The sequence below is a fragment of the Bradyrhizobium uaiense genome, from assembly GCF_010811875.1.
Taxonomy (GTDB): domain Bacteria; phylum Pseudomonadota; class Alphaproteobacteria; order Rhizobiales; family Xanthobacteraceae; genus Bradyrhizobium; species Bradyrhizobium uaiense.
Map to the genome: position 1 here is coordinate 1 of NZ_VKHP01000246.1, position 13,451 is coordinate 13,451.

General features: G+C 64.3%; 12 protein-coding genes and 1 pseudogene. 3 read left to right on the forward strand and 10 right to left on the reverse strand.

The features are described from left to right. Nucleotides 1-106: 106 nt before the first annotated feature. From FNJ47_RS38030 to FNJ47_RS38050, 5 genes are all read right to left on the reverse strand, one after another. The gene (locus FNJ47_RS38030; RefSeq protein WP_163160972.1) at nt 107-955 is read right to left on the reverse strand and encodes an ABC transporter ATP-binding protein; all 849 of its coding nucleotides are present in this window, start codon (nt 953-955) and stop codon (nt 107-109) included. 169 nt (nt 956-1,124) lie between these two features. Then, entirely contained in the window at nt 1,125-2,123 is a 999-nt protein-coding gene (locus tag FNJ47_RS38035) for an ABC transporter substrate-binding protein (protein WP_163160973.1), read from the reverse strand. 58 nt (nt 2,124-2,181) lie between these two features. Then, nucleotides 2,182-2,991 carry an ABC transporter permease subunit gene (locus FNJ47_RS38040; protein ID WP_163160974.1) on the reverse strand — a complete coding sequence of 270 codons (810 nt, stop codon included), beginning with the start codon at nt 2,989-2,991 and terminating at the stop codon, nt 2,182-2,184. Between the two features lie 350 nt (nt 2,992-3,341). Beyond that, the gene (locus tag FNJ47_RS38045) at nt 3,342-3,998 is read right to left on the reverse strand and encodes a TetR/AcrR family transcriptional regulator (protein WP_163160975.1); all 657 of its coding nucleotides are present in this window, start codon (nt 3,996-3,998) and stop codon (nt 3,342-3,344) included. Between the two features lie 359 nt (nt 3,999-4,357). Next, a complete protein-coding gene (locus FNJ47_RS38050; protein WP_163160976.1) occupies nt 4,358-5,218 on the reverse strand; it encodes a VOC family protein in 861 nt (286 codons plus the stop codon). A 224-nt stretch (nt 5,219-5,442) separates the two neighbouring features. Between FNJ47_RS38050 and FNJ47_RS38055 the strand changes: the two genes are divergently transcribed. Further along, a complete protein-coding gene (locus FNJ47_RS38055) occupies nt 5,443-6,336 on the forward strand; it encodes a sugar kinase (protein WP_163160977.1) in 894 nt (297 codons plus the stop codon). A 15-nt stretch (nt 6,337-6,351) separates the two neighbouring features. Further along, complete coding sequence (gene rbsK / locus FNJ47_RS38060) at nt 6,352-7,290, forward strand: ribokinase (RefSeq protein ID WP_163160983.1); 939 nt, start codon at nt 6,352-6,354, stop codon at nt 7,288-7,290. Nucleotides 7,291-7,407: 117 nt separating this feature from the next. Here rbsK and FNJ47_RS38065 read toward each other — a convergent pair whose 3' ends face one another. Beyond that, nucleotides 7,408-8,625: an NAD(P)/FAD-dependent oxidoreductase gene (locus FNJ47_RS38065; RefSeq protein WP_163160978.1), complete on the reverse strand. Its 1,218-nt coding sequence runs from the start codon at nt 8,623-8,625 to the stop codon at nt 7,408-7,410. Nucleotides 8,626-8,886: 261 nt separating this feature from the next. Here FNJ47_RS38065 and FNJ47_RS38070 point away from each other — a divergent pair, with 261 nt between their 5' ends. Further along, a complete protein-coding gene (locus tag FNJ47_RS38070) occupies nt 8,887-9,681 on the forward strand; it encodes an enoyl-CoA hydratase/isomerase family protein (protein WP_163160979.1) in 795 nt (264 codons plus the stop codon). 8 nt (nt 9,682-9,689) lie between these two features. Here the strand turns inward: FNJ47_RS38070 and FNJ47_RS38075 are convergent, their stop codons facing one another. The 4 genes and pseudogenes from FNJ47_RS38075 to FNJ47_RS38090 form a co-directional block, all read right to left on the reverse strand. Next, nucleotides 9,690-11,030, reverse strand: a complete 1,341-nt coding sequence (locus FNJ47_RS38075; protein WP_163160980.1) for a TRAP transporter large permease subunit — start codon at nt 11,028-11,030, stop codon at nt 9,690-9,692. Further along, on the reverse strand, nt 11,027-11,611 hold the full coding sequence (locus FNJ47_RS38080; RefSeq protein ID WP_163160981.1) for a TRAP transporter small permease: 585 nt from the start codon (nt 11,609-11,611) through the stop codon (nt 11,027-11,029). The genes FNJ47_RS38075 and FNJ47_RS38080 overlap by 4 nt, the downstream gene beginning before the upstream one ends. 147 nt (nt 11,612-11,758) lie before the next feature. Continuing rightward, nucleotides 11,759-12,760: a TRAP transporter substrate-binding protein gene (locus tag FNJ47_RS38085; RefSeq protein ID WP_163160982.1), complete on the reverse strand. Its 1,002-nt coding sequence runs from the start codon at nt 12,758-12,760 to the stop codon at nt 11,759-11,761. Nucleotides 12,761-12,913: 153 nt separating this feature from the next. After that, nucleotides 12,914-13,451, reverse strand: a pseudogene (locus tag FNJ47_RS38090) (dihydroxy-acid dehydratase); the annotation flags it as partial.

A 13,451-nucleotide genomic window follows, 5' to 3' on the forward strand; every position in this document is an offset into this window, starting at 1 on the left:
GTGACGATCACCGCGCCGAAGCGGAACGGCCGGGCGAACATCAGCGGCCGATCGAAGAAGGCGATATCGTTGACTTTGAGTCGAAGCGGCATCGTAGGCTCGGGTGTTAGTCCAGCGACCCCTGCGTGAAGAAATGCTTGCGGATCCGCTGCACTAGCTCGGTGAAGACGGGATCGGACATCGTGTCGAGCGAGCGCGGCCGCGGCATCGGCACGTCATAGATCGCGGCGATCGCGCCGGGGCGCTCGGTCATCACAAGCACACGATCGGCCAGGAACACGGCTTCCGGGATCGAGTGGGTGATCAGGAGCACTGTCTTGCCGGTCTCGCGCTGGATCCGCATCAGCTCGACGTTCATCCGCTCGCGCGTCATGGCGTCGAGCGCGCCGAACGGCTCGTCCATCAGCATGATCTTGGGATCGTGCACCAGCGCGCGGCAGATCGAGGCGCGCTGCTGCATGCCGCCGGAGAGCTGCCAGGGCAGCTTCTTCTCAAAACCCTCGAGCCCGACCAGCTTCAGCAGCGCCTTGGCGCGGTCAAGATATTTGTCCCGCGGCAGCTGCTTCATGTCGATCGGCAGCATCACGTTGGAGAGGATGTTACGCCATGGCAGCAGCAGAGCGTTCTGGAACACGATGCCGACATTGCCGTGCGGCTTCGTCACCGGCTCGCCGTCGACCAGCACCTCACCGGTCGTCGGCGGCAACAGGCCCGAGATCATCTTGAGCAGCGTGGACTTGCCGCAGCCGGAGGGCCCGACCACGACAAAGAACTCGCCGTCATTGATGGTGAAGTCGAGCGGCCGCAGCGACGGCACATCGCCATCGCGCGACCGGTAGGTCTTCGACACACCGGACAGTTTGATGCCCGGCGCGGCGCCTGCTGCGCGGTCAGAGACCAGGCGCAAATGCGCGGCGGGCTGATCAGCATGGATTGGCTTTGTCGCAGGATTCATCGCTGCCCTCTCCAACCGTCGTCCCTGCGAAAGCAGGGACCCATACGCCGCGGCTTCTCGTTCGGGCACATGGGGAGAGACATTCCGCAACAACTAACGCCGGGGGTTATGGGTCCCTGCTCCGTGCGCAATCGCGCACTCGGCAGGGACGACAACGGGGGTTGACTGCTCACGAGTCACCCTTCGGCAGATAGTCGTTGGTGTAGAACGCCTTCGGATTGGCCTTCGCTTTGGCGTCGAGGCCGCCATATTCCACCATCAGATTGACCGACTCGGTCATGTTCTGGTCGGTGACATGGAACGGCCGCTTGGCCTTGGTCTCCGGCGTGCGATAGAGCGGGATCGTCAGCTCGAAGCCCTGGGTCAACGTATCGATCTTGCCGCCCTTCGGGTTGGCGTCGAGGATCGACTGCGCGGCGGCCTTCGGATCCTTCTCGGCAGCCTCCACCGCCTTCGTCGTGGCCGACATGAAGCGGCGGACCAGGTCGGCGTTGGCCTTCACATAGTCGGAGTTCGCGATGATCCCAGACGACACCATGTTGATGCCGTAGTCGGCGAACTTGATCGGGTAGACGTCCTTGCCGGTGGCGTCCTTGATCTTCATCGACTGGTCCATGACATAGCCGAGCAGGAGATCGGCCTGGCCGTTGATGACGGCGTTGAGCTTGGTCTGGCCGTCGCCGGCAACGGTGTTGAAGTCGCTTTCCTTCAGGCCGGTCTTCTTCAGGAACAGCGGCCAGATCTGGGTCATCGAGTCCGCTGGCGTGATCGCAACCGTCTTGCCCTTGATATCCTCGGGTTTCCTGATGTTCTTGTCGACGAAGCCCATCGCCGACATCGGGCTGGTCTGCAGCAGCACGCCGGTAGCGATCACGGGCGCGCCCTTCACCGCCGCACGCATCATCGTCGGCACGTCGACATAGCCGAAATCCGCGGTCTTGGCGGCCACCGCCTGGGTGGTCGCAGCCGAGCCGCGGCCTTCCTGGATCTCGAGGTCGATGCCTTCTGCGGCATAGATGCCCTTGGCCTTGCCGTAATAGAACGGCGCGTGCTCGCCATAGACGTACCAGTTCAGCATCAGCACGACCTTGTCCGCCGCAGACGCGGGTGCCACCGCGAGCGCGGTCCAGGCCAGTGCGGCGCCGGCGACCGCAATCAAACGCTTCATGGTTGTTCTCCCTTAATTGTCCGCGGCCCTTATGTGGGCCGCTTGTCCGGTTGCTGCGCTACGAAGCGAAGCTGATGTCGTCGCGCTGGCTGACGTGCCAGGGGATCACCAGCCGCTCGATGCGGTCGACGATCCAGAACAGGATGACGCCGAGCAGCGCCAGGATCACCAATGCTGCGAACATCGTCGGCAGGTCGAAGGTGCCGATCGAACGCTGCATCACGTAGCCGATGCCGGAATTCGAGCCGACGAACTCGCCGACGACGGCGCCGACCACGGCGAGCGTCACCGAGACTTTCAAGCCCGAGAAAATTGCAGGCATCGCGTGCGGCAGGTTGACCGCGCAGAACACCTTGAAGCGGCTGCCCTGCATCGCGCGCGCCAGATCGACCATGTCGGGATCGACGGACTTGAAGCCCTGCACAGCCGAGACCACGACCGGGAAGAAGCCGAGCAGGAACGCGGAAATCACCTTGGGGATGATGCCGAAGCCGAACCACACCACGAACAGCGGCGCGATCGCGATCTTCGGCACCGATTGGGAGAACACCAGCAGCGGATAGACGTAGCTCTCGACCGTCTTCGAGCCGGCGATCAGCATCGCGACGGGAATGCCGAAGAGCGCCGAGAGCAGGAAGCCGCAGATCGTTGCGTAGGTGGTCGGCCAGGACTGCCGTAACAGCTCCGGCCAGTCGCTCCAGAGCACCGCGACGACGTCGCCGGGCGACGGGATCTGGTAGGCCGGAATATGGAACAGGCGGATCGCGAGGTCCCAGGCCGCCACGATGACGACCAGGAACAGGAACGGGCGGACCCACGCCGCATTCAGCACCTTCGACAGGCCCGAAGGGCTCTTTGTCTCCGCCACGTCACGCTCCCTTGCAGTTTCTCAGTTCGTGCAGAAATTAACCCGTTGGATAAATACTGTCCAGCCCCCGGCAGGCGGCAAAATCGCGCCGAAATCCCCTACTTTCGTCAGGCGAGAAATTTAGGGCTCGAATGCCTTGTAGCCCGGATGAGCGAAGCGACATCCGGGTAAGTCCGTCCGCGGATGCAGTTCCCGGATTGTAAAGCACCGTCATTGCGAACCACCCGGTCGGCGCGAAGCGCCGCCGGATGACAGGCTCCGCGAAGCAATCCATTTGTCAGCACACGCTGATGCATGGATTGCTTCGCCGCTATCGCTCCTCGCAATGACGACTTCGGCCGAATGCCGCTTCACACCACGCGGTGTTCCATCGACTTCAGCACCGGCATCGCGCCACCGAATGCCGCCGTGGACTTGCCGGTCAGCGCCGCCAGCACCAGCGCAATCATGTGCTCGAGGCGCTCGTCGCGGGCGTCCTTCTTCAAGAGGTCGCGGCCGAAGATCACACTCAGCGTGGCACAGTTGGAGAGATAGAAGAACGCCAGCCCGGCGATCGAGATGTAGAGCTGCACCGGATCGACCGCGACGCGGAAATCGCCGCTTTCAACCCCGCGGGTCACCACGGTACGGATCATCTCGACAAAGGGCGAGTGCATCGACTTGACCTTGGTCGAGCGCTTCAGGTGTTTTGCCTTGGCGAGGTTTTCCGTGTTCAGCAGTGCCAGGAACTCGGGATTGCGCAGAAAATAGTTCCACGTGAAGTCGATCAGGCGCCCGATCGCCTCGGGCGGATCGAGATGCTCGAGATCGAGCGTGCGCTCTTCGGCGCGAATCTTCTCGTAGGCGCCTTCCAGCACCTCGAGATAGAGATCCTCCTTGTTGCCGACATGGTAGTACAGCATGCGCTTGTTGGCGTCGGCATTGGCCGCGATGCGGTCGACCCGCGCGCCGGCGAGGCCATGGGCGGCGAATTCCTGCTTGGCAGCCTCGAGAATCCGCAACCGCATCCCCTGGGGGTCGCGCTGCCATCTCTGTATTCGCTTTGCCTTGGCCAAATCGATCGCCCGTGATGCTGAATTGATGAATGTAGCATGACGCTCGACGTTTGAGAACGAATGTTGTCGTGGTGGCGATGCAGGAATATTTCTCGCAGTCGCCACAAACACCCTCACCGTCATTCCGGGGCGCGCCTCTTGGCACGAGCCCGGAATCCATCGAACCACATACTGTCAGGCCAAATGGATTCCGGGTTCTCGCTTCGCGAGCCCTCAGGTGCGCAATTGCGCACCGGGGAATGACGACGGAAATGAGTGCACTCATATCCCCACACGCACGTTGCCGGGACGACGCGCGGACGAGATGCGGCCTAGTCTGGCTTTCCCTGCGAGGGCTGCACCAGAAGCGTCGGCACACCGCACGTGCCGTTGCGTACCGTCATCACGCGCGTGCCGGGCTTGCGGCCGGTGCGAGCCTCCGAGACGTCGACACCTGCGGCAACCAGCCGCGCACGCGTGGCATCGATGTCGGCGACACGCCAGCAGATGCCGCGCAGCCGGTCCGGCGCATCGGCCTGCGCCTTGTTGCTTTCCTTGCCCGGCCGGTGCGTGACCTCGACGACGAGATCCCCGCAGCGGAAGAACATCAGCCGGCCCCAGTCCGGATGCGACCGGTCGAGCGCCATGTCGAGCCCGAGCCGCGCGCCATAGAGTGCGGCAGCGCGTTCCGGATCGGCGGTCGAAACCACGACATGATCCATCGCGGTGATCGAGGCCGGCGTGGTGCGCACCGACAGCGGGCGCTCCTGCGCTCGCTCCAGGAAGAACATCCGTACGCCGCGCGTCGCATCGGTCGCCGCGCGCGTCCGCTTCCACGACAGCGTGGCGCCGCTGGTGTCATCGCGGCTCTCGACCTCGGCGACAGGCTCGGGCTTCAGCGTCAGCCGGTCGAGCCGGCGGTACGTCCTGGCGATATCGCTGGTCCGGAAGCAAAGGCTTGCGAGCCCCTCGCCCTGGGTAGCGAGCGCATTGCGAATGTGCTGGGCTGCATCGTCGTCGCCGTGCGGCGCCACCAATTCCAGCGTGGTATTGTCAAGCGTGAACAGCGTGCGATCGGCGCCACCGCCACTGTAGCGCCAGGACGGCGCCCGCGCGAACAGCGTCTCGTAGGCGGCGCTGGCGGCGGTGATGTCGCCGGTCAGGACGACGACATGATCGAGACCGGTAATCATGGTTTTGGCCTCCCCGAATCTGCCGTCATCGTGCTTCTCCCTTGCGCGCCCCGGAACCGCGGACTGCCGCCGTCCGTTATGCCGCATGCCAGAACGGCCCGGCTGCATCCATCATCTCTACCTGCAAACCAAGCAGGGTTGCGAATAATTTCAGCGATATCGGCCGACCAGCGGTGCTAGTCTGGTCGGTGGCCGGGACCACACCAAGCGACGACGGGAAGCGAATGCAGGCTCTCTTTATTGGACAGACCTATATCGACGTCACTTTCATCACGGATCACATGCCTGTCGGCGACGAGAAGCACGTCGCCGACGCCTATGCAGTCTCGTTCGGCGGCAACGCGGTGACCGCGGCGTTCTGCTGCGCCAAGCTCGGCGTCGAGCCGGACCTGATCGCCACCATGGCCAATGACTGGCTGGGCCGGATGTTCTGGGACATGGCCGACCGGTACGGCATCTCGTTCCATCCGCGCAAGGTCAACTCCTCCTCGCTGTCCTTCATCATGCCCAATGACGGCAAGCGCGCCATCGTCCGCTGCCGCGACGATCAGCACATCCATCCCTTTCCGCTGCTGAACATCAAGGGCTGCCGTGCGCTGCACATCGACGGCCACCAGCCGGACGCGGCGATCCATTACGCCAAGCTCTGCCGTGAGGACGGCATCATGACCTCGCTCGACGGCGGCGGCCTGCGCACCAACACCCACGAATTGCTCGCATTCATCGACGTCGCGATCGTCGCCGAACGGCTGTGCGAACAGATGGACAAGACGCCCGAGCACATGCTCGACTATCTCAAGAGCCGCGGCTGCAAGATCGGCGGCGTCACCATGGGCGAGCGCGGCCTGCTCTGGTATGACGAGACGGGGGCGGTGCAGACGCTGCCGGCGTTTCCGATCCCGCGCAAGCGCGTGATCGACACCAACGGCGCGGGCGATGTCTTCCACGGCGCCTATGTCTATTCCTATCTCGCCAATCCCGGCAAAGCCTGGCATGAGCATTTTGAGTTCGCGCGCGCGGCGTCGACCTTCAAGATCCAGAAGCTCGGCAACGAGGCCGGCCTGCCGACGCTGGCCGACATTGCGGCGGTCAAGCAGGAGTTCGGCGCCGCGGTCTGACAGGGGTAAATGGGCGTGGGGCGCGTCTTCGTCGCAGGCAGCATCAACATGGACGTGGTGGCGACCGCCGAGCGCCATCCGCGAATCGGCGAGACCGTCGCCGGCGAGGCCGTGCTGTATTTCCCCGGCGGCAAAGGCGCCAATCAAGCGGTGGCATCGGCCAAGCTCGGCATACCGACCACGCTCATCGGCCGGCTCGGCACCGACGCATTCGGCAGGGAGCTTCGGGCGTTCCTTGCCGCACAAGGCGTCGATCTCGCCTTCGTCAAGGACACCGACGGCACGCATTCGGGCACCGCGATCATCACGGTCGCCAATGCCGACAACACCATCGTCGTGGTGCCGGGCGCCAATGGGCTGGTCGACGCTGACGATGTCGCGGCCCCCACACTTGCGAAGGGTGACGTCGCGGTCAGCCAGTTCGAGATTCCGCTGCCGACGATCACCGCGTTCTTCCGTCGTGCCCGCGCCGCCGGCGCCACCACGATCCTCAATCCGGCGCCGGCGAAGGCGGCCGACAAGGGATTGCTCGACCTGGTCGATGTCCTGATCCTCAACGAGACCGAGCTCGGCGTCCTCGCGGGGACTGAGCTGCGCGACAACGACGCGCCCTCTCGCTTCGCCGAGGCGGCGCGGGCGTTGGGGCGAGGCAAGATCGTCTGCGTCACCCTCGGCAAGCGCGGTGTGCTGGCGCTGGTCGGGGACCAACCGCTGCTGGTGCCGGGACATGAGGTCAAGGCCGTCGACACCACAGGCGCCGGCGACTGCTTCGTCGGCGCCCTCGCCTCACAGCTCGCCACCGGCAAGCCGCTTCGCGACGCGCTGGCCTATGCCAACGCCGCTGCCTCGATCTGCGTGCAACGGATGGGGGCGGCGCCGTCGATGCCGACGGCGGAAGAGGTAGAGAACGCTATCTCCCCACGTCGTCGTCCCGGCGAAGGCCTGGACCCATAACCACCGATCTTGGTTGTCGTAGGGATCGTGGCCTCAGCGTCGCTCAACAATCGGTATTTGGGGTAATGGTCCCGGCCCCCGTGCGCAATTGCGCACTAGGCCGGGACGACGGGAGTATTAGGAAAGCGCACTCTTCAAATCAAAGCTCGCATCCGCCGCCTGCTCCGGCGTGATCGAGCCGCCGGCGCCGAGCAGCCTGCGGCCGAACATGTGATCGCCGGCGCGATTGACCGACTCGATGCCGAGCAGTCTGTCGCCGCGATAGCAGAACGCCGAGAACGCCCCCTGCGCGCGGTCGCCGCGCACCACGACGCGGTCGTAGCCGGTGGTGAGACCCGCCATCTGCAGCTTGTCGGGGCCCTGGTCGCTCCAGAACCACGGCAGGCCGTCATAGACTTCGGTCTTCCCCGTCAGCCGCGACGCCACGCAGCGCGCGTGATCGGTCGCGTTCTGCACCGATTCCAGCCGCAGCGATCCGCCGAAGCGCTTGCTGGTGTAGAGCGCGCAATCTCCGATCGCGGAGATATCAGGATCGGCGGTCAAGAGATGCTCGTCGACGATGATGCCGGATGCGACCGGCAGGCCGGCTTCCGCGGCGAGCTCGACATTCGGCAGCACGCCGACGCCGACCACGACGAGATCGGCCGGGATATGCGTGCCGTTACTCAGGCTGACGCCGGTGACCTTGGCACCGTCGGCCTCGATCGCGGTGACCTGGACGCCGAGATGAATCCGGATGCCGGCAGCAGCGTGGCGGGACTGCGAGAACTCGGAGATCTCCGCGGTCACCGCCCGCGCCATCACCCGCGAGGCCAGTTCGACCACATCGACCTCGAGGCCCTTGCCCCGCGCGGTCGCCGCGAATTCAAGCCCGATGAAGCCCGCGCCGATCACCACGACGCGCATGCCGGGCGCGATCAAGTCGCGCAGCGCCTGGCTCTCATCCAGGATACGCAGGTAGCGAACCGCGTCGAGCTTGGCGTTGGGAATATCGAGCAGCCGGTTCCGCGCGCCGGTCGCGAACACCAGATGGCCGTAGTCGAGCGACGTACCGGAGGCGAGCGCCACTTTCCGCGCATTGCGGTCGATCGCGTGCGCCCGATCAGTGATCAGCTCGATCTTGTTGTCGTGGTAGAATTTCTCGGGCCGGAACATCAGGGTCTCGGGCCCGCCGGTCCCCTTCAGATAGGCCTTCGACAGCGGCGGCCGCTGGTACGGCAGATGGCCCTCGTCATTGATCAGGGCGATGCGCTCCGAAAAGCCCGCCTGGCGCAGCGACGCCGCGACCTGGAAGCCGGCATGTCCGGCGCCGACGATGATGACCGAGCCCGTCATCGGAACAACCCAAATACGCGCGAGCAGGAGCGACCCATGCCGTTTCCTCTTGTCGATGTTAGCTTGCTTGCCCCGTCCCCACAGCGCTCGTGTCTGCGTACCGAAGGCTGACGGCCATTTGGCCTCATGGCTCGCGCCGATGCAAGGGGGTCGCTGGCAAATCTGGGCATCCGAAAGCCGCCTCCGGACGCCGGGCCGCATTGCCACGGCTGCCGCCAAGGCCTTAAATGTCAGGAAATAACAAGCCCAAGGTCCCTAAAAATGTCCGATCCCGCCTCCTCCCCGAACGACCCCGCTTTGCTCCGCATCGACGGCGCCATCGCGACCATCACGCTGAACCGGCCGGCCGCGTTCAACGCGATCGACCTGACGATCGCTAAAAAACTGGAACAGCTCGGCGCCGAGGTCGAAGCCAACAAGGACGTCCGCGTGCTGGTCATCGAGGGCGAAGGTCGCGCCTTCTGCGCCGGCGGCGATCTGCAGACCATCGGCGCCGCGACTGAGGCCAACAGCGTCACCCCCGTGGTCGGCGAGATGCTGCACCACTATCACGCCTTCATCGAGACCGTTCGGCGGATGCCGAAGCTCGTGTTGTCCAGCGTGCATGGTTCGGCGGCCGGCGCCGGCATGGGCCTCGCCTTCGTGACCGACCTGTGTATCGCCACGGAGGATGCCCGCTTCACGCCCGCTTATGCCAAGATCGGCGTGTCGCCGGACGGCGGCAGCACGGTCGGCATTGTCGGCACTGTCGGGACACGTCGCGCGCTGCAGATCTTCTTGGCCGAGGATGGCTTCACCGCGCAGCAGGCCTATGAATGGGGCCTCGTCGTCAAGACCGTCCCTGCGACCGAACTGAAGGCGGCCACCCGGCAACTCGCCGAACGCTTGGCAAAGAATCCGCCCGCCGCGATCGCGGCAACCAAATCACTGGTCTATCAGGCAGCCACCACGCCAACCAAGCAGCAGCTCGATGCCGAGGAGCACAAGATCATTGCGACCATGCATACCGACGATTTCCGCGTCGCAGTGAAGAAATTCACCAGCAAGTCGAAATAAAGGCTGCCCTAGTTCGGGCAGATGTATCCCGTGCCGCCCGGCGCCTTGAAGCAGCCGACCGATTCCGGAATCACCTGCTTGGGCAGCCACAGCACGACCTTCGGGAAGTAGATCGTGAAGCAGATCGTGACCAGGAACACGACATAGATCGGCAGCGCCGCCCGCAATGCCTTCGCAAAGCTCACGCCGACGAACTTCGAGGCCATCAGCAGCACCAGCCCATAGGGCGGCGTGATCAGGCCGAAGGCGAGCGTCGCGATCAGCACCACGCCCATATGCACGCCGTTGATATCGCCGGCCTGGGTCAGCGCGTTCACCAGCGGCATGAAGATGATGATGGTCGGCACCGGCTCGATGAAGTCGCCGACCACGGTGAACAGCAGCACCATCAGGAGCATGATGAGGTGCGGATCGTTGCCGGCGATCGAGGTGATCCAGTCGGCGATGTAGATCGCGCCGCGCAAATAGGCCAGCATCCAGCCGAACGCGTTCGCCGCCCCGATCGTGATCAGCGGCAGCGAAAAAATAAGACCGGCGAGGCAGAAGTCGTACGGGATCTTCTTCAGGTGCCCGCGGTTCAGCGCCGGGATCACCACGACGATGATGTAGACGACCGCGACCACGCCGGCCTCGGTCGGCGTGAACCAGCCGGTCAGGATGCCGCCGAGCAGGATCACCGGGATCATCAGCGGCAACGCGGCGTCGCCGGCAGCAAAGGCGATCTGGCGCAGCGGCGCGCGCGGCTTGCGCAGGCCTGAGGGCCCGAAGAAATAGCAATAGATCATCAGCCCGAAGCCGATCATCAGTCCGGGGACCACGCCGGCCATGAACAGGCCGGCGATCGAGACGTTGCCGACCGCGCCATAGACCACTGCGGTGATGCTCGGCGGCACCAGTGCCGCGATCGTCGACGCCGAGGCGATGATCGCGGCAATAAACGCCGGCTCGTAGCCCTCCCGCCGCATCGGCCCGCCAAGCGCCCGGCTCATGACGGCGACGTCGGCGGTGGTCGAGCCCGACATCTCCGAGAAGAACATGCTGAAGACGACCACGACCTGCGACAGCCCGCCCCTGATATGCCCGACCAGCGACACCGACAGATTGGCGATGCGGACCACGACATTCGCCGAGCTCATCAGCTCGCCGACCAGCAGGAAGAACGGGATCGCGAGCAGCGCCTCGGAATCGACGCCGTCAAAGATCTTCTGGATGATCGCCGCCAGCGACACGTCGGACAGCGCCGCGCCGACGAACACGCCGGCCATCAGCGAGAACGGCACGGGCACGCCGAGATAGCCGAAGAACAGAAAGCAGAACGACATCAGCACAAGCACGACCGGTGCGCTCACGGCCGCGCTCCCGTCGTCGCGCTGGTGTTGATCGCGGGAATTGGAAGATCGTCATCCGGCCGCTCCGGATGATCGAAGCCGTTGCGGATGCCGTTGACGAGTTGTTCGATCGTGAACAGGCCGATCAGGATGCCCGACAGCGGGATCACGGCATAGAGCGATGCGATCGGCGTGCCGGACGGCAGGCGGAAGCTGCCGAAGCCGCGCAGGTAATTCTGATAGCCATACCAGACCAGGCAGAAGGCAACGCCGAGCACGACAAGCCGAATGACGATCTCGACGAATGTCCGCGACCTGCCGTGCATCGCCTCCGAGAGCGCGGTGAGATAGAGATGATCGTTACGTCGCGTCGCGACCGCGGCACCGATGAAGATCGCATAGATGAACAGCGTCGAGGTCACCTCCTGCAGCCACAGCCAGGGATGACCGATGGTGCGGGTGACGATGTCGGCGGTGACCGAGAGCGAGAAGCCGAAGCACAGCAGGCCGCACAGCACCATCAGGATCAGCTCGAGCCGGTCGAGCGACTGCCATTTCAGATGCCGCTGACGTTGCAGCACCAGTCTGTCGGCCATGGCCATCGAATGCTCCGTCCTCGTATGTCGTCCCGGCGAAGGCCGGGACCCATAACCACCGGCGCCTGATGCTTTGAGAAAGAACGGCGGCCCGGTGCTTCAATGGACGAGCCGCGGCGTATGGGTCCCGGCCCTCGCCGGGACGACGCTTGTTTAATTGATCGCGCGGATCAGGTTCTTGATCTTCTCGGCATGCGGACCGAGCTCCTTGGCGAGCTTGTCGAGATAGGGATCGGCGATTGCGGTAAAACTCTTCTTGTCCACGTCCTCGACAACCTTGACCCCGAACGACTTCAGCTTGGTCAGCGCATTCCGTTCCAGCTCGAAGGCTTTCTGCGGCTCCTTGGCGCTGACCTCGTTGGCGGCAGCCTGCACCCACTGCTTCTGCTCGGCGGAGAGGCTCTGCCAGAGCTTGTCGGAGACGAACAGCAGCGCATTGTTGGCTTCGTGCTCGGTGATCGAGAGCACCGGCGCGACCTCATAGTGCTTGTTGACGAGATAGACGTTGATGCTGTTCTCGGCGGCATCGACCACGCCGGTCTGCAGCGAGGTGTAGACGCTGCCGAACGGCATATGCACCGTCTGCGCGCCGTAGGCCGGGAACATGGTGTCCTCGGTCGCGGTCGCCTGCACCCGGACCTTGACGCCCTTGAGGTCGCCGACGTTGTGGATTTCCTTCTTGCTGTAGATGTGGCGCACGCCCTGCGAGCCGGTGCCGATCACGTGCAGGCCCTGGGCGGTGTCGTCGATCATCGTCCTGATCGCGTCGAACACCTGCGGGTCGGCCAGCGCCTTGATCACATGGGCGTCGTTGCGGAACAGGAAGTGCAGCGACATCACGCCGGCCTGTGGCGAGATCGTCGCGGTGTTGGCGGAGGAGATGATCGCGAACTCGATATCGCCTGACTTGACGAGTTGCAGCAGCTGCGGCTCCTGGCCGAGCTGCGCGCCGGGATATTGGTCGACGATCAACGTCCCCTTGCTCAATTCCTTGAGCTTGTCGGCAAAGAGATCGCCGGCGACCGAATAGCCGGTGTTGCGCGGCTGATCGTAGGCGAAGCGGAAGTGCTTGACCTCCTGCGCGCCGGCACGCGCGGGCAGCAGCAGCGCTGCTGCGGCCATGGCGATCCCGACGATCCTGGCTGAGTAGCCCATCGCGACGTTCCCCCTGTTTTTATTTGACGCGATCATCCCATCAGTTCTGCGGGATTGTCAATAAAACAGAGGTAATCAGCTCGTCGTAGGCATTAACGAGCGCCGCATCGCCGGAATTATCGACAATTCGGCAAATGCGCCGAACTTTGCGCGCTACTTCCCCTTGGCGCGCATGAAGTCGAAATCGCAGCCTTCATCGGCCTGCAGGATCGTCTCATTGAAGAGATGCGCGTAGCCGCGCTTGGCCCAATCCGGCGTGCCGGCGGTGGCCAGCGCCGCGCGTCGCTTCTGCAACTCGGCCTCGTCGACCAACAGATCGATGCTGCGCTTGGCAACATCGAGCCGGATCATGTCGCCGTTCCGCACCAGGCCGAGCGGACCGCCGACGGCAGACTCCGGCGTGATGTGCAACACGATGGTGCCGAACGCGGTGCCGCTCATCCGCGCATCGGAGATACGGACCATGTCCTTCACCCCGGTGCGCGCAAGCTTCTTCGGGATCGGCAAATAACCCGCCTCGGGCATGCCCGGCGCGCCCTTCGGGCCGGCGTTGCGCAGCACCAGCACATCGTCGGCAGTCACATCGAGCGCGGGATCGTCGACCCGCAGCGTCATGTCCTCGACCGACTCGAACACCACGGCGCGGCCGGTGTGCTGCAATAGCTTCGGGCTCGCCGCCGACTGCTTGATC

Excerpts from the sequence above, each read along its gene's own strand:
- FNJ47_RS38030 (WP_163160972.1), bottom strand. The coding sequence starts at position 955 with ATGAATCCTGCGACAAAGCCAATCCATGCTGATCAGCCCGCCGCGCAT.
- FNJ47_RS38035 (WP_163160973.1), bottom strand. The coding sequence starts at position 2,123 with ATGAAGCGTTTGATTGCGGTCGCCGGCGCCGCACTGGCCTGGACCGCG.
- FNJ47_RS38045 (WP_163160975.1), bottom strand. The coding sequence starts at position 3,998 with ATGCGGTTGCGGATTCTCGAGGCTGCCAAGCAGGAATTCGCCGCCCAT.
- FNJ47_RS38050 (WP_163160976.1), bottom strand. The coding sequence starts at position 5,218 with ATGATTACCGGTCTCGATCATGTCGTCGTCCTGACCGGCGACATCACC.
- FNJ47_RS38055 (WP_163160977.1), top strand. The coding sequence starts at position 5,443 with ATGCAGGCTCTCTTTATTGGACAGACCTATATCGACGTCACTTTCATC.
- FNJ47_RS38065 (WP_163160978.1), bottom strand. The coding sequence starts at position 8,625 with ATGACGGGCTCGGTCATCATCGTCGGCGCCGGACATGCCGGCTTCCAG.
- FNJ47_RS38070 (WP_163160979.1), top strand. The coding sequence starts at position 8,887 with ATGTCCGATCCCGCCTCCTCCCCGAACGACCCCGCTTTGCTCCGCATC.
- FNJ47_RS38080 (WP_163160981.1), bottom strand. The coding sequence starts at position 11,611 with ATGGCCATGGCCGACAGACTGGTGCTGCAACGTCAGCGGCATCTGAAA.
- FNJ47_RS38085 (WP_163160982.1), bottom strand. The coding sequence starts at position 12,760 with ATGGGCTACTCAGCCAGGATCGTCGGGATCGCCATGGCCGCAGCAGCG.